This is a genomic window from Bacillus sp. DTU_2020_1000418_1_SI_GHA_SEK_038 (assembly GCF_032341175.1).
In the GTDB taxonomy this organism is placed as follows: domain Bacteria; phylum Bacillota; class Bacilli; order Bacillales; family Cytobacillaceae; genus Cytobacillus.
In genome coordinates, this window is sequence record NZ_CP135435.1 from 3,290,840 (window position 1) to 3,311,187 (window position 20,348).

19 protein-coding genes, 1 tRNA gene and 1 other annotated feature are annotated in these 20,348 nt (G+C 38.7%); of the genes, 3 read left to right on the forward strand and 17 right to left on the reverse strand.

What is annotated here, in order from left to right; translation table 11 throughout:
* Positions 1-103: 103 nt before the first annotated feature.
* The 8 genes from RRV45_RS16495 to ilvB all read right to left on the reverse strand — a co-directional run bounded on the left by RRV45_RS16495 (position 104) and on the right by ilvB (position 9,574).
* Entirely contained in the window at positions 104-1,132 is a 1,029-nt protein-coding gene (locus RRV45_RS16495; RefSeq protein WP_315665773.1) for a tetratricopeptide repeat protein, read from the reverse strand.
* A 92-nt stretch (positions 1,133-1,224) separates the two neighbouring features.
* Complete coding sequence (gene leuD, locus RRV45_RS16500) at positions 1,225-1,818, reverse strand: 3-isopropylmalate dehydratase small subunit (RefSeq protein ID WP_315665774.1); 594 nt, start codon at positions 1,816-1,818, stop codon at positions 1,225-1,227.
* Between the two features lie 25 nt (positions 1,819-1,843).
* The gene (leuC, locus tag RRV45_RS16505) at positions 1,844-3,256 is read right to left on the reverse strand and encodes a 3-isopropylmalate dehydratase large subunit (protein ID WP_315665775.1); all 1,413 of its coding nucleotides are present in this window, start codon (positions 3,254-3,256) and stop codon (positions 1,844-1,846) included.
* A gap of 262 nt (positions 3,257-3,518) precedes the next feature.
* Positions 3,519-4,631 (reverse strand): 3-isopropylmalate dehydrogenase, encoded by a 1,113-nt coding sequence (leuB, locus tag RRV45_RS16510; RefSeq protein WP_315665776.1) that lies wholly within the window; start codon positions 4,629-4,631, stop codon positions 3,519-3,521.
* Between the two features lie 58 nt (positions 4,632-4,689).
* Positions 4,690-6,231 carry a 2-isopropylmalate synthase gene (locus tag RRV45_RS16515; RefSeq protein WP_315665777.1) on the reverse strand — a complete coding sequence of 514 codons (1,542 nt, stop codon included), beginning with the start codon at positions 6,229-6,231 and terminating at the stop codon, positions 4,690-4,692.
* Positions 6,218-7,240: a ketol-acid reductoisomerase gene (gene ilvC, locus RRV45_RS16520; RefSeq protein WP_315665778.1), complete on the reverse strand. Its 1,023-nt coding sequence runs from the start codon at positions 7,238-7,240 to the stop codon at positions 6,218-6,220. The genes RRV45_RS16515 and ilvC overlap by 14 nt, the downstream gene beginning before the upstream one ends.
* Before the next feature lie 97 nt (positions 7,241-7,337).
* A complete protein-coding gene (gene ilvN, locus RRV45_RS16525) occupies positions 7,338-7,856 on the reverse strand; it encodes an acetolactate synthase small subunit (RefSeq protein ID WP_315665779.1) in 519 nt (172 codons plus the stop codon).
* Positions 7,853-9,574, reverse strand: coding sequence for an acetolactate synthase large subunit (gene ilvB / locus RRV45_RS16530; RefSeq protein ID WP_315665780.1), 1,722 nt, complete (start codon positions 9,572-9,574; stop codon positions 7,853-7,855). The genes ilvN and ilvB overlap by 4 nt, the downstream gene beginning before the upstream one ends.
* Before the next feature lie 81 nt (positions 9,575-9,655).
* Positions 9,656-9,909: a binding site (T-box leader), on the reverse strand.
* Positions 9,910-10,320: 411 nt separating this feature from the next.
* Here ilvB and RRV45_RS16535 point away from each other — a divergent pair.
* From RRV45_RS16535 to RRV45_RS16545, 3 genes are all read left to right on the forward strand, one after another.
* Positions 10,321-10,917: a cupin domain-containing protein gene (locus tag RRV45_RS16535; RefSeq protein WP_315665781.1), complete on the forward strand. Its 597-nt coding sequence runs from the start codon at positions 10,321-10,323 to the stop codon at positions 10,915-10,917.
* 52 nt (positions 10,918-10,969) lie between these two features.
* Positions 10,970-11,800: a protein-glutamine gamma-glutamyltransferase gene (locus RRV45_RS16540; RefSeq protein WP_315665782.1), complete on the forward strand. Its 831-nt coding sequence runs from the start codon at positions 10,970-10,972 to the stop codon at positions 11,798-11,800.
* Between the two features lie 194 nt (positions 11,801-11,994).
* A complete protein-coding gene (locus RRV45_RS16545; RefSeq protein ID WP_315665783.1) occupies positions 11,995-12,207 on the forward strand; it encodes a YjcZ family sporulation protein in 213 nt (70 codons plus the stop codon).
* A 249-nt stretch (positions 12,208-12,456) separates the two neighbouring features.
* On the opposite strand, the gene RRV45_RS16550 is transcribed toward RRV45_RS16545, so the two are convergent.
* The 9 genes from RRV45_RS16550 to RRV45_RS16590 form a co-directional block, all read right to left on the reverse strand.
* Positions 12,457-12,530: transfer RNA gene (locus RRV45_RS16550), tRNA-Arg, on the reverse strand.
* A 292-nt stretch (positions 12,531-12,822) separates the two neighbouring features.
* Entirely contained in the window at positions 12,823-13,332 is a 510-nt protein-coding gene (locus tag RRV45_RS16555; RefSeq protein ID WP_315665784.1) for a metallophosphoesterase family protein, read from the reverse strand.
* Positions 13,329-13,940 (reverse strand): XTP/dITP diphosphatase, encoded by a 612-nt coding sequence (locus RRV45_RS16560; RefSeq protein WP_315665785.1) that lies wholly within the window; start codon positions 13,938-13,940, stop codon positions 13,329-13,331. Before RRV45_RS16560 ends, RRV45_RS16555 begins: the two co-directional genes overlap by 4 nt.
* A 1-nt stretch (position 13,941) precedes the next feature.
* Positions 13,942-14,712 carry a ribonuclease PH gene (rph, locus tag RRV45_RS16565; protein ID WP_315665786.1) on the reverse strand — a complete coding sequence of 257 codons (771 nt, stop codon included), beginning with the start codon at positions 14,710-14,712 and terminating at the stop codon, positions 13,942-13,944.
* A gap of 97 nt (positions 14,713-14,809) precedes the next feature.
* Positions 14,810-15,874, reverse strand: coding sequence for a GerMN domain-containing protein (locus RRV45_RS16570; protein WP_315665787.1), 1,065 nt, complete (start codon positions 15,872-15,874; stop codon positions 14,810-14,812).
* Between the two features lie 158 nt (positions 15,875-16,032).
* Positions 16,033-18,168, reverse strand: a complete 2,136-nt coding sequence (gene recQ, locus RRV45_RS16575; protein WP_315665788.1) for a DNA helicase RecQ — start codon at positions 18,166-18,168, stop codon at positions 16,033-16,035.
* Between the two features lie 390 nt (positions 18,169-18,558).
* The gene (gene racE / locus RRV45_RS16580) at positions 18,559-19,353 is read right to left on the reverse strand and encodes a glutamate racemase (protein ID WP_315665789.1); all 795 of its coding nucleotides are present in this window, start codon (positions 19,351-19,353) and stop codon (positions 18,559-18,561) included.
* 10 nt (positions 19,354-19,363) lie between these two features.
* Positions 19,364-19,822 (reverse strand): MarR family winged helix-turn-helix transcriptional regulator, encoded by a 459-nt coding sequence (locus tag RRV45_RS16585; RefSeq protein WP_315665790.1) that lies wholly within the window; start codon positions 19,820-19,822, stop codon positions 19,364-19,366.
* 186 nt (positions 19,823-20,008) lie between these two features.
* The gene (locus tag RRV45_RS16590) at positions 20,009-20,233 is read right to left on the reverse strand and encodes a helix-turn-helix domain-containing protein (protein ID WP_057771856.1); all 225 of its coding nucleotides are present in this window, start codon (positions 20,231-20,233) and stop codon (positions 20,009-20,011) included.
* Between the last annotated feature and the right edge of the window lie 115 nt (positions 20,234-20,348).

Below are 20,348 nucleotides of genomic sequence, written 5' to 3' on the forward strand. Positions count from 1 at the left end.
ACAGCTCGATTCCCAAGCATTATCATTTTTTTACACAATAAATACCATTTACATATACAACCATTATATTATAACATACAGGCCCTAGCTTTCAACAATGAAGCTAATAATTTAGGGATGAAATTTCTTCTATTTTCTTTAAAAATGCTCCTGCATTACCTATCTCTTTCTCAGTAACATTGTATCTTAAAGCGGTCTCCTTGATAGAATAATTAAGTCCTTGATACTCCGCTGCAAGATGATGATAGGCAGCACCCCATACATCCTCACTAAAAGGCTTAAGCTGAAATGGGTATAGAATAAACAAATGGCGCTCTATCAAACTTTTGATATGTTCAAAGAGAATAGGGTCTTCATGTTCGAGCTGCTTGGCTACGATGTTTAGCAGTTTATCCATCTGACTGTTATGCTGGGCACCTTGGAGATTAGATGGCTTTACTATAATCCTTTCCCCAAGCTTTTGTACGATAACATCTTTATCATACTCATGTTCAATTAATACATTTAATAGCATGGTTTTAAAGAACGGCTGTCCTTCACTCGACTCCAGATAAGCTTTAATTTCATTTATATAAGGCTTTAAATTTCTATTAGTTAGCATGGAAGCCATTTGGATTTGCCCATGCTGATCTTCTATAGAAAAAAGGTCTATTTTCATATCCAAAGGTTCATCCCCAGTAGGGTCATCAGTATGAATATTTGGGGATGATTCAGCCATTCTCTTGCTAAATTGGAGCATACGTGTAAAATGCTCAATTTTATCTTCAGGTATTTCTTTTTCTTCTATTAATATTTCAATCGTTTTTACAATTTCATCATACTGATGCAATTGCACGAGAATCATTAAATAGAGGTCAATTATTTGAATGTAATCTCCAATGCCCTTTTGAAGCATGGTATTTGCTAATTCCTTTGCTTTCGTTAATTGCCCGGACTCAAAATAAGCAAGAACGAGGCCAATATGTATATCACTATTTTCTTGTTCTAACGTCATCGCCTCTTCAAGAAAATCAACTGCCTCACGGAACCTTTTTTGCTGCAGGCTTTCAAGTCCTTTTTCCAAAAGTCTCTTTTCCAGTCCAGGAAAAAGGAGTACTTTATCATTTAGTTTTTTCCGATTCCGTTTTTTCATATTTGTCACGCCGCTTCGTTTTTGAAGTTAGTGTAGCATGATTATGGACGAAAAACAAAAAGATTCACAGAATAGACTGTGAATCCTCATGTTTAGCGAACAACTTGCAAAGATTTTTCATATTCAGCTATTTTTTCATCAAGCTGAAGGGTAATTTCAATTTCATCCCAGCCATTCATCAACATCTTCTTCCAATAATCATTAATTGGAAAAGATGTCGAGAAACCATGTTCGTCAGAGATCGTTTCCTGTTCTAAGTCAATTTTCAGCTGGAACGCTTGAGATTTTCCTTTGGCTAATAAATAGGATACTTCTTCCTCTTTGAGTTGAATTGGAACTATTCCATTCTTTAAGCAGTTTTGATGAAAAATATCAGCAAATGAAGGGGCAATGACTGCTTTAAAACCATAATCTAAAAGGGCCCAAGGAGCATGTTCCCTTGAAGATCCACACCCAAAATTCTCATTGGCAATTAATATGGTTGCACCTTCGTTTTCCGGACGATTCAATTCGAATTCTGGATTAGGCTCTCCATCCTTCAAAAATCGCCAATCATAAAATAGAAATTGGCCAAAACCTGTTTTTTCAATTCTTTTTAAAAATTGCTTAGGAATAATTTGATCTGTATCCACATTGGCTCGGTCAAGAGCTGCTGCTTTTCCTTCTAAAACTTTAAAACCGCTCATTCATTTTCCCTCCTTTTCTCAATGCTTAAACTGTTTCTGCAGTAATTAATGTACTAACATCAACGAATTTTCCGTAGATCGCAGCAGCTGAAGCCATAGTTGGACTGACTAAGTGCGTCCTTGCTCCAGAACCCTGTCTGCCTTCAAAATTCCGATTGGAGGTTGAAGCACAATGCTCTCCGCTAGGAACGATATCATTGTTCATACTTAAACACATGCTGCAGCCGGAATCACGCCATTCAAATCCAGCCTGCTTGAAGATAACATCCAATCCTTCTGTTTCTGCTTGCTTCTTCACTTGCTGTGAACCAGGAACGACAAGTGCTCTAACATTCGGGTGCACTTTCTTCCCTTTAGCAATACTAGCAGCCTGGCGCAAATCCTCTATTCTGGAATTTGTACAAGAGCCAATAAAGACATGCTGAATCTCGATATCTTCAATTTTTTGACCTTCCTGTAATCCCATGTATGTTAATGCCCGTTCAAGTGATTTCTTTTCAAGGTCTGTTTTGCAATCATTCATGGTCGGGATTCGATCACTCACTTTTGCAGTCATGGCTGGATTTGTTCCCCAGCTCACCATAGGAGCAATATCATTTGCATCAATAACGATGACACGATCATATTCGGCATCAGCATCTGAAGCAAGCTCCTTCCACTTTGCCACAGCTTCAGAGAAATCCTCGCCTTTTGGAGCATATCTTCTTCCCTGAATATAATTAAATGTTGTTTCATCAGGGCTTACAAGTCCGGCACGTGCCCCGCCCTCAATGGACATATTACAAACTGTCATTCTTTCTTCCATTGTCATTCTTTTGATCGTATCTCCGCAGTATTCAATTACATGGCCTGTTCCGAAATCAATTCCGTATTTCGCCAGCACATAAAGAATTACATCCTTTGCAGATACGCCTTTTTTAAGCTCACCGTTAATTTCAAGCTTTAATGTTTTCGGCTTTGCTCTCCATATTGTTTGAGTTGCTAAAACATGCTCTACCTCGCTAGTCCCAATTCCAAACGCAATGGATCCAAAAGCTCCATGTGTAGAAGTATGACTATCACCGCAAACAATGGTCATTCCTGGCTGGGTTAAACCAAGCTCTGGTCCGATAACATGAACAATTCCTTGATCGGGGCTATCAATACCTGCTAATTGAATGTCAAATTCAATACAGTTCTTTTCTAAAGTCGACATTTGATTTAAGGCAACAGTATCATTGATTTCATAACGATTATCAGTTGGGATATTATGATCAACGGTTGCAAATGTTTTATCAGGTCTTCTTACCTTCCGATTCTTCATACGTAAACCCGAAAATGCTTGTGGAGAAGTAACCTCGTGGACTAAATGCAGGTCAATATATAATAGATCAGGTTTCCCCTCTTCCTGATGGACAATATGCTGTTCCCAAATTTTATCAATAATTGACTTTCCCATTTTTTCCTCTCCCTTCAAATAGGATTTTTAAAAGAAACACGACCAAATCTGGCCGTGTCAAATTCGCTTTTACTTTTCTATCTGTCTAGCTCCAGCGCCTAGGGGCTAGCCGACTAAATTCGCCACGGCCTGATGTCTTCGTCGGCACTAGTACGTCCTGTACGTCGGAGGCCATAAGTCAATCCGTCAGTAAGGTTAAAGTACAACCTTCCTGTCGGATCGCCTTATGCTTGTCGCCCCTGGTCAAGGCGCTTCCGCTTTTCTATGCATAAGCACCCATGATGTTTAAAATAGCTTCATTATCAAGCAATGTTGCTTTAACTTCTGCAACCATTTCAGTTGTTGAAACTTGTTTCTTTCCGACCGACATGATGTCTCCTGTGCGGTATCCGGCTTCAAGCACTTGATTTACAGCATGTTCAATCGCTTCTGCTTCCACAGTCATTCCAAATGAAAGTCTTAGCATCATTGCTGTTGAAAGAATTGTTGCTAGTGGATTAGCAAGATCTTTCCCTTCGATATCCGGAGCTGATCCATGGATTGGTTCATATAGATATGGCCCTTCCGGTGATAAACTTGCTGATGGAAGCATGCCTAATGAGCCAGTAAGAACTGAAGCTTCATCACTTAAGATATCTCCAAACAAATTCTCAGTAACTACAACATCAAATTGTGTCGGCTTTCTAATAAGCTGCATAGCTGCATTGTCTACTAACATATGCTCGAGAACGACTTCAGGAAAGTCCTTTGAGATTTCTTCGGCTACCTCTCTCCACATTCGGCTCGATTCCAAAACATTAGCCTTGTCAACGGAAGTCACTTTTCCCTTGCGCGATTTTGCAAGCTCAAAAGCAAGCTTAATCACTCTTTGCATTTCTTCCCTTTTATAAAACAATGTATCTACAACGGCATCTTCGCCATCTCTTGTAATACGTTCACTTGGCTTTCCAAAGTATAAGCCGCCTGTTAATTCCCTAACCATCATCATATCTACGCCTTCAATAACTTCTCTCTTAAGAGAAGAAGAATCTGCAAGACTTTGATAATAGGTAGTAGGTCTTAAATTGGCATATAAATTTAAATCCTTACGAATCTTCAATAAACCGCGTTCAGGCCGGAGGTGGGGTGGCTGGCTTTCCCATTTAGGACCGCCAACTGCCCCTAGTAAAACCGCATCGCTTTGCTTGCATAGTTCAACTGTCTCATCGGGCAGCGGTGTTCCAACCGTATCAATTGCTTCTCCACCGATTTTTCCATATTGAAAATGAAATTGGTGACCGAAACGCTCTCCAACAGCCTGTAAAACTTCAATTGCTCCTTTTACTACCTCTTTGCCGATTCCGTCTCCTGGTAGTACAGCGATACGTTTCTCCATTTTTATCCCTCCGTTTAGTATTTATGATTTTCTAGTTGATGTAAGACAAACCTATTATTTACTGAGTTAAACTAAGTTCACGACCCATATTCTTCATATATATAACTCTGTTAATGGCATTTAAATATGCCTTTCCTGAAGCCTCCAGCACATCTTGTGCCAGTCCGCGACCGCTTGTCTCGATATCCAAATATTTCATTTTTACATAAACCTCTGCTAAAGCATCTCTGCCTGCGCCGACTGATTGGATTCGGTAATCTAACAGATTAATGGATCCATCTACACATTTTTCAAGCGTATTATAAAGCGCCTCGATGCTCCCTGCTCCGGTTCCAGCTTCTTGAATGATTTCCTTGTTAATTCCCGTCAATGTGACTGTTGCTGTAGGGATTTGATTTGTACCATATTGAACTTGTATTTGATTCAGTTCGTAGAAGCTCACTTCTTTAGATAACTTCTCATCAAGTACAAGTGCAACTAAATCATAGTCAGTCAATTCCTTTTTACGGTCAGCCAATTCTTTAAAGGAAACAAATAATTTATTAATTTCTTCATCAGGAACAGCCAATCCTAGTTCATTAAGGCGATTTTTAAAAGCATGCCTTCCTGAATGTTTTCCTAGTACTAAAGAATTTGATTGTACTCCAACTAATTCTGGAGAAATAATTTCGTAAGTTGTTTTTTCTTTTAGTACCCCATCCTGGTGAATACCAGATTCATGTGCAAATGCATTTTTACCGACAACCGCTTTATTAGCTGGAACAACCATTCCAGTCAGTTTGCTTACGATACTGCTTGAGCGGCTAATCTCCTGAAGATTCAAGCGAGTTGAAGCTTGGTAGAAATCCTTACGAATATGCAAGGCAACTGCAATTTCCTCAAGAGCTGCGTTCCCAGCTCTTTCACCAATTCCGTTGATCGTTCCTTCAACCTGCGTTGCTCCGTTTTCCACAGCTGCCAATGAGTTAGCAATTGCCATCCCAAGATCATCGTGACAATGAGTAGATAATGAAACCTTATCAATAGAAGGAACATGTTCTCTTAAATATTTAAATATTTTTCCGTATTCTTCAGGTGTGCCGTATCCAACCGTATCTGGCAGGTTAATTACGTGAGCTCCAGCCTGGATTACCTTTTCTACAATTTCGGCTAAGAAAGGCAGTTCCGTTCTAGAAGCATCTTCCGCTGACCATTGAATAACCGGGAACTTTTTAGCAGCATATTTAACTGATTGAACTGCCCTCTCGATTACCTCTTCTTTTGACATCTTTAATTTATATTGACGATGAATCGGTGATGTAGCAAGAAAAGTATGCAGTCTAGGCTCAGCACCATCCTTCAGTGCCTCCCAAGCAGCGTCAATATCAGAAATGACGCCGCGGGCAAGACCTGTTACGGAACAGTTTTTTACCATTTGAGCAATTTTTTGTACAGATGTGAAATCACCTTTTGATGCTGCTGGGAAGCCGGCCTCGATAATGTCGACATTTAATCTTTCAAGCTGTCTCGCAATTTCTAGTTTTTCAGATAGGTTAAGATTGACACCAGCCGATTGCTCTCCATCTCTCAAAGTTGTGTCGAAGATTTTAATTTTTTGCACTGCCAACAACTTCTTTCTTCTTGCCTTGGTTAATGAACGGCATCATAGCTCTTAATTCTCTACCTACTTTTTCAATCAAATGTTCGTTTTCTCTAGCCTTGATAGCAGAATAAACAGGACGGTTTGTTTGGTTTTCAATGATCCAGCCTTGTGCAAATTTGCCATCTTGAATATCTTTAAGAACAGCCTTCATTTCCTCTTTCACCCTAGCATCTACAATTCGAGGACCAGTTACGAAATCGCCCCATTCTGCTGTATCAGATACTGAATATCGCATTCCAGCCATTCCGCCTTCATACATTAGGTCAACAATTAGCTTTAGCTCGTGTAATGTTTCAAAATAAGCAAGTTCTGGCTGGTAACCAGCTTCAACTAATGTTTCGAAACCAGCTTTTACAAGTGCTGTTAAACCACCGCAAAGTACTGCTTGCTCTCCGAAAAGATCTGTTTCTGTTTCCTCTTTAAAAGTTGTTTCTAATGCGCCAGCACGCAACGATCCGATCGCTTTTGCATATGCTAAAGCAAGTTCTTTTGCTTCGCCTGTTACATCCTGGTAGATAGCGAATAATGCTGGAACACCTGCATCTTGTTCAAACGTTCTTCTAACAAGGTGGCCAGGGCCTTTAGGAGCAACTAGCAACACATCACTGTCTGCAGGAGGTACGATTTGGTTAAAGTGTACGTTAAAACCGTGAGCAAACATAATTGCTTGGTTTGTTAAATTAGGCTCAATTTCTTCTTTATATACTTTTGTTTGCTGCTCATCTGGCAATAGAATCATTACAATATCTGCCTGTGCAGTTGCTTCGCCTACAGGGTATACTTGGAAGCCATCTTCCACCGCTTTATTCCATGACTTTCCTTGGCGAAGACCAATTACAACTTCAACACCGCTGTCTCTCATATTTTGTGCATGTGCATGACCTTGTGAGCCGTAACCAATTACTGCTACTTTCTTTCCGTTTAAATATGCTGCATTTGCGTCTCCGTTATAGTACATTTTTGCCATTGTTAATCTCCCTTTCTTCGTCTAAAGTTTATTTTTTATTTTGAATTTTTTGTTTACTATACAAGTTTAATAAGGTGGAATGGTTAGCACCATTCTCTTAAACAATTGAAATTGTCTTCAGATCTTTTGCTGATCTCTGTGTTCCCCTAGGGAAGGCTGTTGTTCCAGTTCTCGCTAATTCCTTTATTCCGTATGGCTTAATTAGCTCGATAAAGGCTTCAATCTTCTCAAATTCACCAGTAATTTGAATAACTAAGCTATCCTTGCCTACATCAATGACAGTGGCCCTAAATGGTTCAATAAGTGAATAAATTTCGCTTCTTGTTTGTGCGGTTGCAAGAACTTTTACTAAGGCTAATTCCCTCGCGACAATAGATTGATCACTTATATCTACTACCTTTAATACATCAATTTGCTTGTTCAGCTGTTTCGTGATCTGTTCAGCTTCACGATCACTTTCAACATGGACAACACATGTGATTCGAGAGACGCCTTCATGCTCTGTCAAGCCAACTGAAATACTTTCAATGTTAAAGTTCCGTTTAGAAAATAAGTTTGTAATTCTATTTAATACTCCTGGATGGTTTAGTACTGTCATGCTTATTGTTCTTTTCAAGGCTTAGCACCTACCATTTCATGCAATCCTTTTCCTGGTGCGATCATTGGATATACATTTTCATTTGGATCGATTCTGAAATCTAACAGAACTGGTTCACGATCATTTAACACTTCGTTTAAAATCTTCTCTGCTTCTTCCTCTGATCTAATCACATACCCTTTAATATCGTATGCCTCAGCCAGTTTCACGAAGGAAGGCTGAACTGAGATTTTACTATGAGAAAAGCGCGATTCATAGAAGATTTCCTGCCATTGACGAACCATTCCTAAAGAGTGGTTGTTAAAGATGCAAATCTTAATTGGAAGATTAAATTCTCTAATGACTGCGAGCTCTTGGGTAGACATTTGGAACCCTGCATCTCCTAGAACAGCGACGACACATGCATCAGGGTCAGCAAACTGGGCGCCAATACTTGCCGGAAGACCGAATCCCATAGTTCCTAATCCTCCAGAGGTAACCCATCTATCTGCTTGATTAAAGCGATAATATTGTGCTGCCCACATTTGATGCTGACCGACATCTGTAACAACAATTGCATTTCCAGCTGTTTTCTCGAATAACATCTCCATTGTTTTCTGAGGCTTTAAATTGTCTTCGGTAGACACTCCGTAATAATACGGATATTCCTCATTCCATTTTTGGATCTGCTCACGCCACTCTGTATTGACTGGCGGTTTTCCATTTTGCTGAACTAATTGCTTTAATGCCTCTTTTGCATCGGCTACAATCGGAAGAGCTGTCGGCACGTTTTTGCCAATTTCAGCTGGGTCAATATCGATGTGAGCTACTGTAGCTTTTGGAGCAAAATGCTGTAGATTACCTGTTAATCTGTCATCAAATCGTGCTCCGATATTGATTAACAAATCACATTCACTTAGTCCCATATTTGCTGCATAGCATCCATGCATTCCTGCAAGTCCAACGAAAAGTTTATTATCAGCAGGGAAACCGCCTAAGCCAAGCAATGTATGGATAACAGGAATTTGTTGCTGTTCGGCATATTCCTTTAACTCTTGAGAAGCTTTAGCATGCAGCACCCCAGCTCCTGCTAGGATGACTGGTTTTTTGGCACTGCTTACAGCTTCAGTTAATTTACGAATTTGTAAATAGTTAGGCTGTAAGGTCGGCTGATACCCTGGTAAATTCATTTCTTGCTCTTCTGGAGGATTTGATACAGAAGCCGCAATATCCTTTGGAACATCTATTAACACTGGACCAGGTCTTCCGCTGGATGCAATATAGAAAGCCTCTTTCACAATCCTTGGAATGTCCTCAATATTTCGAATTTGATAGTTATGCTTTGTTATTGGTGTTGTAATGCCTAGAATGTCCGCTTCCTGGAAAGCATCTGAACCGATGACACTAGTAGCTACCTGACCTGTAAATACGACAAGCGGCAAGGAGTCCATCATAGCGTCTGTTAAACCTGTCACAATATTTGTCGCACCTGGTCCTGAAGTGGCGATTACAACCCCTGGCTTTCCGGAAATCCTCGCGTAGCCTTCAGCGGCATGAATTCCGCCTTGTTCATGTCTAGGTAAAACATGGAGGATTTTTGAATGATAAATTTTGTCATAAATCGGTAGAACTGCTCCTCCTGGATATCCAAAAATGATTTCTACCTTTTCCCTTTCCAAGGCTTCTAATAACAGATCAGCACCTGTGACTTCTCTCGTCTCAAGTTTTGATTCTGTATAGGCAGCTTCCTGCAACATTCTAATAAAACCTCCTCTTTGTTCCTTACATAATTCAATAAAAAAAGCCCTTCCATCCCACATAAACCTACTTATCGCAGGTAAAGGGATGAAAAGGCTTTAGAACCTATTCCACGGTACCACCCTAAATTCACGCAAAAGCGTGCACTTATGAACAGTCAAGCTGTTCGTTTTGATAACGGGTGGGCAACACCCGACCAACTCTACTTGAAAAATCTTTCAAGCTGGTGCTCTGAGGTGAGTTCACTTTATGCTGGAATTACCGGCTTTCAGCGCCCGCCGGCTCTCTGTAAATCCCATCACATAAAACTACTTATCCTCTTCTTCGCTTTAATCAATATTACTCGATTTTTTAATGCTTTAAACCGTTGAATTTTCAGGTTAAAAAAACTTGTTTTAAGAAATAATTTATCAACTAAAGTGTATGTTTAGCTTTTGTTGAGCTTTTTATTTTCTTATATTGAGGACTATCTTACGCTCATTTTACTAAACCGTCAACACCCTATTTGCAAATAATTTGATAATTTTAATTACTCTGATTTGATGTATCCGCTTTCATCGTTGATTTACAAATGTTCTTTCATGATTCAAATTTTTTTACTTTTTTTTGAACATTAAGATTCAAAAAATTGAATACTCCCTATCCTGATAAGCTACTCTAATTTATTTAAGTCACTTAAATTTAAGTACATTCCCAAAACAAGAGCATAGGATAATTTGAGAAACTGTGAAGGGATTGAGAAAAAATGTACTATGTTCCTAATATGTATCCAAATCATTATCCTTATTATGTTAATATTCCAATGTATAACAATCAAAATCAAACTGTTAACTGGACTTCTCCTAATGAGATATATGGAAACAGATTTAATTCTTATTGCGCTTTAGATGATGTTGGAAGTAGTTTGAGAACAGATTATGGTGCAAAACCATTTGTCGTTAATATCAATGAGGCAGCAAAGCAAAACAATACGTATCGTTCCGCTTTATGGACAGGAACACATTTACAAGTTACTTTAATGAGTCTCAATGTTGGCGAAGATATTGGTTTGGAAATCCACCCTCACCTTGATCAATTCTTACGTGTTGAACAAGGTCAGGGGATTGTTCAAATGGGCAAAAGTAAAGAAAATTTAAATTTTGAAAGAAGAGTCTTTGATGACTCGGCAATTATGATACCTGCTGGGACATGGCATAATCTAACCAATACTGGGAGTATTCCACTAAAGCTTTATTCAATCTATGCACCTCCACAACATCCACACGGGACAGTTCATGTAACTAAAGATGATGCAATGGCTGCAGAGGAAGGCCATGGTCATAGGTATGGGAATTACCTATGAGTAACAGTAATTTTATATACTTTCAAGGTATTGTAACTCTGCGGAGGATTTTATGATACAAATATCAGGGGTCCCGTTTCACCTTAATGAAACGTGGCAGTTTGAAAGTATTGAAAAAACAATCATTCAACATATGCATAATGATCCCGTTTTTTATTCTTATTATTCCGTGGATGAACTTTTATTTGAAATCAAAGTACGAAAAAATATTATCAAAAGTGCAAACGAAATGAATCAAAGCCAAGCTCAGTTTAGAAGCTTTGAATATGCCCGCTGCAACCCTAAATACTGGCAATTAACTATGGCAGGCGGGTTCCTCTTAAGACCTGATGTGCGACCTGCTGATGCAATTCTGGACATTTATCGGAACAGTTCACTCTATGCATTTGAATGTGCAACTGCTTGTGTAATCATCTATTACCATGCCATTTTGTATAGTATTGGCAGCAGTTTATTTAATTCTCTCTTTCAAAATCTTTATCTTTATAGCTGGCATACTGATCCTGACCTTGGAATATCTACCTTTTATTCAAATCATTTTTTACCCGGTGATGTTGTTTACTTTAATAATCCTGACTTTCATCCACAAACACCATGGTTTAGAGGCGTTAATGCTGTTCTTCTCAACGATGGCAGATTTTTTGGACATGGATTTGGCATAAGTACTGCTGAACAAATCATTCAAATTCTTAATGAAAAGAGAAAACCCGGCAGTCATCAATCAGCTTATTTGACACAATTAGTGACAAGACCTTCTTTTACCGCTTTAGCCAGATTGGCAAATTGGCAAACAAGTAGCAGAGCATACAAAATGCAACGACCTATCGTGCACCATAACAAAAGTTCCGTATCGTATGTACAATATCTTAATTATCTAATTTGAATATGTTGTAAGCTCAAAAGTTAGATAGTTAGTAAATGTTTTTTTGCTTTTATCAAATAGCAAATCCAATTTAAATGTTTTTTGGTCATCTTACAATCCCTGACACCCACCCATTTTTTTTTAGACGGGCTCCAGTTTCATTTCTGTGAGTATTATATAGTGAAAGACCTAATTACACGAAGGGAAGTGTCAAAATGTATTCTAACGTAAACGCACCTCCGACTCTTGGTGCTAATGTTCCTCCTTATCCTACCTATACGGCTCCCGCTTTTGATTATGGCTATCCGTCTCCTGCCTTTGGTTACGGCTATCCTTCTAACCGGTGCGATGACTTTATCTTAATTGTAGTGTTATTTATTTTATTAATCATTGTAGGTGCAGTTTGTTGTAACTTTCATAAATGCTAACTTAATTCCGCTTCCTTAAAAAAATCCTGTGCAGTACAATACACTGACAGGATTTTTTTATTGTGATTATTTTATTCTAACTGAATATCTGCTTCAGGCATCTAAACTTATGAACATACAAAAACCCCCTATACCGTAAAGTGGTTAAGTCAAAAATCGATGTAATTTGCTTACATGACCGTTGTACTGACTGTTTTCACTTTACAATATAAGGGGTTGATGCAGCGCTTTTTTACCGCTAATTTTTAGCGTCCCAGGAGAGATTCGAACTCCCGACCGTACGCTTAGAAGGCGTATGCTCTATCCAGCTGAGCTACTGGGACATATTTAATATTAATCAATTAATGAGTAGTAACTAAACTGTATGCGTATGATCCTGTTCCTTCCTCTGAGAGATTATTCGAGAATGGTTGATGCGTCGGAACAAAGCTACATTGAAGATCATTCAATGATGTTTACGCTTAGCTGAGCTACTGGGACATATTTATGATTTATTTCAACGACAAGTTTTATTATATTAGGCTAACAATGAAAAGTCAATATAAAAAGTAAAATATTTTTTTATTTAGGGGAAACTAATCTCCCCCCCTAAATACTATATGCTTCATAAACCTTTTACGTTAGTAAAAACTTTTGGGACAATTCGCTAATTTCGCCAAGCTTTAAATCATATACACTCAAATTAATTTCATCTTTTTCGATGTCTATTATAACATACGTTCTCTCTTTTCGTCCTCTCGGCTTACGAATGCTCCCTGGATTAATAAAAAGAATACCATCAATCATTTCTGCCCCTAGATAGTGGGAGTGTCCAAAACAAACAATCCTGGCACCGAGCTCTTTTGCTCGATAGCTTAAATTCAATAATGTAGATTTCACTGAGTATCGATGGCCATGGGTAATGAAAACCCTATGACCACCTATATCCTCAACATGTTCCTCTGGAAAGGTATTATCAAAATCACAATTTCCACGCACAGCAGTAAAGCCCTCTAAGCCAGGATGATCTGATATTAATTCTGAATCCCCACAATGAATTAGTTTATCAATTCCAGTGGAATGCTTTTTTATTTCCGTTAATTCACCTGTCAAACCATGACTATCACTAACAATCAAAATTCTCATGGGTTTTCTGCCTTTTGGAGGAGGGCAGGCAGCTTGGTTTCTAATTTTCTTAAGGCCTGAGCCCTATGGCTAATTTCCGCCTTTTCTTCTGGTTTTAATTCGGCCATCGCTTTTCCCTTGTCAACTACATAGAAAATTGGATCGTAACCGAAACCATTTGAACCCCTTTTTTCTCGCAAAATAAATCCTTCACATGTACCTGAAACCGTAAATGTGTCAAGACCTGGTACAGCAACAGCCAATGCACAGTAAAACCTAGCATGTCGGCCAGTATCGGGTATTTCCTCTAATTCATCCAGCACTTTCGCCATATTGGCTTCGTCACTTTTTTCTTCTCCTGCATATCGGGCTGAGTAAATACCTGGGCGGCCGTTGAGCGCATCAATAGCAAGGCCGGAATCATCTGCAATTACGATTTTATTTAGTGCCTTAGAGACACTTTCTGCTTTTAAAATCGCGTTCTCTTCAAAGGTACTCCCTGTCTCTTCAATGTCATCTATCTCCGGAAAGTCTATTAAGGTTTTAACTTTATAGCCAAGCGGCATGAACATACGCTCAAACTCTTTTGCTTTTCCTGCATTTTTGGTAGCGATAATAACTTCTTGCATTCTACGCCTTCCCCTCTAAGCTTTCTTTTTTTGCATTAATTTTACTCATAATTTCTTCACCAAGTGCCTCTTTCTGCATCTCAAAAAGGGAGACTATTCCGTTTTGTGCCGCTTTTAATAGCTCCTGAAGCTCACTATATGAAAAGGTAGCCTCTTCCCCTGTTCCTTGTAACTCTACGAATTCCCCATTGCCTATCATTACAACATTCATATCAACTAGAGCTTTAGAGTCTTCAATATAATTCAAGTCTACGACTACTTGTTTATTTTCTAATATGCCTACACTTGTGGCTGCTAAAAAGTCTCTGATTGGATAGCTTGCTAGCTTTTTGCTTTTTGCAATTTTATCTAAAGCTATGGCCATGGCAACAAAGGCACCTGTTATCGAGGCGGTCCGTGTGCCTCCATCCGCTTGGATCACATCACAATCCAGCCAGATTGTTCTCTCACCGATTGCCTCAAGATCGACAACTGCCCGAAGAGCACGTCCAATTAATCTCTGAATTTCCATTGTCCTTCCTGAAATTTTCCCCTTTGCCGCTTCACGAATATTCCGTTGTTCGGTTGCTCTTGGAAGCATCGAATATTCAGCTGTAATCCACCCTTTCCCTTCTCCCCTCATAAAAGGAGGGACCCGTTCATCTATACTGGCAGTACAAATGACCTTTGTATCTCCAACGCTTATTAGCACGGATCCTTCAGGATGCTTTAAATAATTTGTTTCAATATGTATAGGTCTTAATTGCAGCAGTTCTCTTCCATCAGCACGCATAAGTTAATTTTCCTCCCTTATTCAAAAAACAATAAAGAAGAGGGGGCATATCGCCTCCTCCTTGATTGTCATTATATAGTATATCAAAAAACTTTTTTTAAAAACTACCTGTGTTGACTTTTTGCGGACGTGTCACAGGCTCAGTCATTTTCTCTCCTGTTTCACTAATCACATCTGACTTGCCATTTACTGTAATGGCCACACTTTCAATTCCTTTTTGTTCAGTTAATGATAGAACAAGGGCATTTAACAGATGCTTAGAGATTATCTTTTCCTCAAAGCTGCTGAATACAGACTCATTGAAGTTAAGAGTCACTTTCCCATTTTCAATCTTTGGCTCATCTAAAAGCTTTACATCTGACAAGAAATCGCTATCAAGATTAGAGTTAACGTTAGGGCCTTTAACTAGTTCGTTTACAACTGCGGTTAAATTGTTTTTCTCATTATTTGAAACTCTCTTTGTCACTGGAACATAGTAATATGAATCCTCTTCCCCGCCAATATAGTAGACAGTAACCGGCTTCGTGTTGCGAATGTCGATGACATCGGTTATATCCAGATTTATGCCATTAGATCGGCTGTAAGCCTCGCCGATAGGAGTGCTGTTAACAGGCATTTCATTAAGCTCATGACCATTCAATTTAAACTTTACTTTATCAATCGAATCAAATTGAGTTAAGGTCCATGTGACAGATTGAAGGATATTCAATTCCTCCTCTGCCTGGTATTCCTTAAATTCTTTAGAGAAGTTAACAGTTGCCACCTTATCCTTTATATCAACCGATAATTTCGTATCAACAGGCAGAACAGCCATGAATCCATTAGGCAGCATTTCTGTTACTGGACCATCCTTTACTAAATGTTCTAGAGCCTGGGTTGCAACCGATTCTGTTTTCGGCAGATTCAAGGTTTGAGGGACAACTAAGCCATCTTTATTAATTAAATAAAGCTCCGTTTGCACAGTATTTGTAACGGCTTGGTCACTTCCTGCAGTTTCCATATCCGTTTGATCCTCTATAGACGTTTGATCTTCTTCATAGGCAACTGATTTCGGCGGATCAATTTGTTCTTTTCCGCTTCCTCCAAATAACCCGCAACCTGATAAAAACACCGATGAGACAAAGACAGCCGAAACAATCGTTGCTTTTTTATTTATAGACATATAATCCCTCCAAAGAACAGTTTGTACTAACATGTATACGAGCCTGTTTGCAAATTAGACCGGCTAGTTGAAAAAAATTTCGGCTTTTTTTGTAGAACTGTCTTTGGATGGATTATTCTATTTTGTTAATTGGCAGTAAGCTTTTTCTTGTAAACTACTTAAGTGCTTTCATTTTTCGCTAAGACTGCTTTAATGGTGAAATAATCAATATCATGGTTGAGTTCATCTTTTATTGGTTTAAGTTTTTCCTTCCCTACTCTTTTTACGGCCTCCATAATGATTTGCTCTGTCTCTTCATTGAAAATATCAGACCATTGCAACGTATTTCCTTCTTGAACAGCACGAATGATATGGTTCTGGATGGTAACAGATGAAAAATTACGCCTTTTGGCAATTTCATCTATCGTAAGTCCTTCCGAATAATATTGGTAAGATAATAAATAGCTAGGCGTATCGTTTATCTCCCTTTCCCCTGAACTCTTTTCTACCTGCTTTACTGCTTCAGCTTTTATATTGTGATCATTTATAAAATTCTTAATTTCTTCAATGAATAAGTCACCATATCTATCAAACTTTACTTGCCCAACCCCCTTAATTCGGAGCATTGCCTCCCGATCAACCGGAAAATACTGGCTCATTTCCTTTAATGTCGTATCTGCAAAAACAACATACGGAGGAACCTTTTCCTGATCCGCAATCGATTTCCGCAATGTCCGCAGAGCTGAAAATAAATCACTATTTTCTTCTGCTTCCACAATAGGGGCTTGGATTGTCTTTTTCATATAAACATTTTCTTGTTTCTTTATTACTGGTACGACTCTCTCGGCAAGTCTGACCACTGGGTATTTACTATCTGTCAATGTTAAGTACCCTTCTGCCAGTAAGTAATTGATGATATCAGAGATTTCTTTTTCCTTATAGCGATGAAGTAATCCATATGTCGTTAGTTTATTAAATTGAAATTCGCGAATCCTTTTATTTTGGGATCCTTTTAATACCTGTGCGGTTAAGGTGACACCAAATCGTTCTCCCATTCTTTTAATACAGGAGAATATCATGAGCGCTTCCTCTGTTATATCGAACTGCTCCCGCTTGTCCAAACAATTACTGCATTTTCCACAGCCTGCATTCTCATATTGTGAATCAAAATATTCAATTATATAAGCTTGCAGACATTTTTCGGTATGACAGTAGTGGACCATCTGCTTTAATTTATTATATTCTTGTTCTCTTTTCTGAAAATCAAGATTGGATTCCTCAATAAGAAACTTTTGAAGCTGAATATCCTGTGGTGAAAATAATAAATAACAGGAGCTCTCATCTCCATCCCTTCCAGCTCTGCCGGCTTCTTGATAATAAGCTTCGATATTACGCGGGAGGTTATAATGGATGACAAAGCGAACATTGGACTTATCAATCCCCATGCCAAATGCGTTAGTCGCTATCATTATATCTGCCTCATCAAAGACAAACTGATTTTGAGATTCTTTACGTGCATCCTCGTTCATGCCAGCATGATATCTAGCAACAGAGAGATTTTTTCCTTTAAGGTAACTGTAGAGCTGATCTGTTTCTTTCCGGCTTGACGTATAGATAATCCCAGATTCTTTCGGGTGATTATTCAAATATTGGGTAATAAATTCTCTTTTGTTTACTCCCTTCATTACGTGAAACGCAAGATTTTCCCGCGCAAACCCTGTAATGAAACTATCAGATTCATGAATATGCAAGAGATTCCGGATATCATCCGCAACATCCTTTGTGGCTGTTGCTGTTAATGCCGCAACTACAGGTACTTGATTAAGTCTGCTTAGGTGATAAATAATGGAGCGATAGCTTGGCCTGAAATCATGGCCCCATTGAGAAATACAATGTGCCTCATCAAAAACGATCATCGATATTTCCAGAGAATTAAGCATGTCTATAAAGCTGTCTGATTCGAAGCGTTCTGGAGCAACGTAAATTAATTTATACTTACCCGCAAGAATATCAGCTATTCTTTCTTTATATTCCTGCATATTAAGAGAGCTATTAATAAATGTCGCTCGTATATCTGCAGTGATTAATGCATCAACTTGATCTTTCATTAAGGAAATTAAAGGTGAGATGACAACGGCAGTTCCTGGGAGAATTAATGCGGGAATCTGAAAGCAGAGGGATTTGCCTCCTCCAGTTGGAAGGATGCCGAGCGTATTTTTATGCTGTAACAAATTGTTGATGATTTCTTTTTGTCCGAAACGAAAGGTGGAATATCCAAAGTATTGCTTTAAATAGTTTTCTGCCTGAAGGGCCAAAATTGATCACCTTATTCTATTATATTTGTTTTAATCTTATCATTTTTTTATAGGCTTGGAAATGTATTGCTAGTAAATGAAACAATAAGTGTTATTGATTATGTGGAGATATGAGCAGGGAAAAATAGCGTTTATGATAGTTAAAGAAATTCATCGGACACTAAATACCTTATTTTCATTAAATGACTCTAATTTAAGGGCTAAGCGGACACAGAGTTTGCTATTTACGAAAAAGCCTAGAAAATCACTGCATTTTCACAACATAAGGGAACCTCTGTCCGCAAACATAAGAAATTAACCCCTTTTGCAACAAATAACGGAACTTGTGTCCACCATGCCTCAGATAAGCTTATACTGTCTTTCAAATAGGAAAAACCCCCGTTAGGAGGTTTATATCGTAACTTTATTTACATGGCAAACAGGAATGGCCAGCCATTCGGAAGCAATTTTTCTGAAAATATCTGTCGATCCTGTTGTGAAAAAATGATGGGTCGGCTCGTCCTGACACCTATTTAATAAGCCTTGATGATAAAGAATCGTACTTACCTCTCTTGCTGTTTCGTCTCCTGAACTAATTACCCTGACCCCATCACCTACTGCCTTTTGTACTAGCGGCTCCAGCAGCGGATAATGTGTGCAACCCAAAATAAGTGTATCCAATCCCTTATTTCTTAACGGCTGCAGCGTTTCAGTTACGATTCTCTCAGCTAAAAGACCTTCATATTCCCCACTTTCCACAAGTGGGACAAATTTAGGACAGGCTAGACTATGAATCTTGACACGGCTATTAATTTGCCTTAGGGCCCTTTCATATGCACCGCTCTTTATCGTACCTTCTGTGCCGATGACACCGATGGTTTTATTTATTGTGTTCTTTATCGCCGTTCTTGCTCCAGGTGATATCACTCCAATTACCGGTATGGACAGCTCATTTCTAATTTCATCTAGGGCAACAGCTGTAGCTGTATTACAGGCAATTATCAACATTTTAATTTGTTTGCTTAAAAGAAATCTCGTCATTTCCCAAGTAAATGCTTTAACTTCTTCACCTGGCCTTGGACCATAAGGACATCGTGCCGTGTCTCCTAAATAAATAATTTCCTCATTTGGAAGCTGCCTCATCACTTCCTTAGCTACAGTCAGGCCTCCGACACCTGAATCAATAATACCTATCGGATTTTCCAATCAAACCGCCTCATTCTTTGCGCATATCTTGGTGTAATCTTGTTAAGTTCGCTTTCAGGAGCTGAACCTCTTCATCTGTGAAATTAACGAGTACCTCTTTTAAATATAATTGCCGCTTTTTAATACACTCGTCAATAATCCTTTCTCCCTCGTCTAAAAGATGAATTCGAACAACCCTACGGTCATTAGGGTCTTTAACCCGTTTTACAAGATTGTTTTTCTCCATACGATCAACAAGATCTGTCGTTGTGCTGAAAGCAAGATACATTTTATTCGACAGCTCGCCAATTGTCATATCTCCCTCTTCAAAAAGCCATTGGAGGGCGATAAATTGCGGTGGAGTAATTTTGTAATCGCTTAAAATTTCACGGCCCTTTTGCTTAATAATGCCTGATATATAGCGCAGTTCTTTTTCAATAATTGATACTGTATCTATTTCATCAACTGCTTTCACATCTTCTAAATCCATTACATACAACTCCTATATTGCTATTTCTATTCCATCAGATGAATATAATCCACAAGCTCTATTGCATTTATTTTCACCTTTTTTCAGCTAAATTTCAAGGCTGAATTAAAATAGGAGCTATAGATAAATTAAATTTGCAAAATAAATAATATAAACCGGCATCCAATAAAGGATGGCCGGTCTTAATTAAAGTTCTAGCTCTCCCATTCGAAGGAGCTCTACAACAGCTTGTGATCGCCCCTTAACACCAAGCTTTTGCATGGCATTCGAAATGTGGTTCCGAACCGTTTTTTCGCTTATAAACAATTCACCAGCGATTTCTCTCGTTGTTTTATCCTGTACTAACAGTTCGAATACTTCTCTTTCTCGTTTGGTGAGTAACGGCTTATGAGTAAATTCGTTCTCCTTCAAGTATTGTAACCCTCCTTGCCTTTCGCCAGCTATGAACCGCGGGATGGGTATATATTTAGTCACAATATCTTATGTAAGGGAGAGGACTTGAGTGACACCAATTCCTTACTGTAGA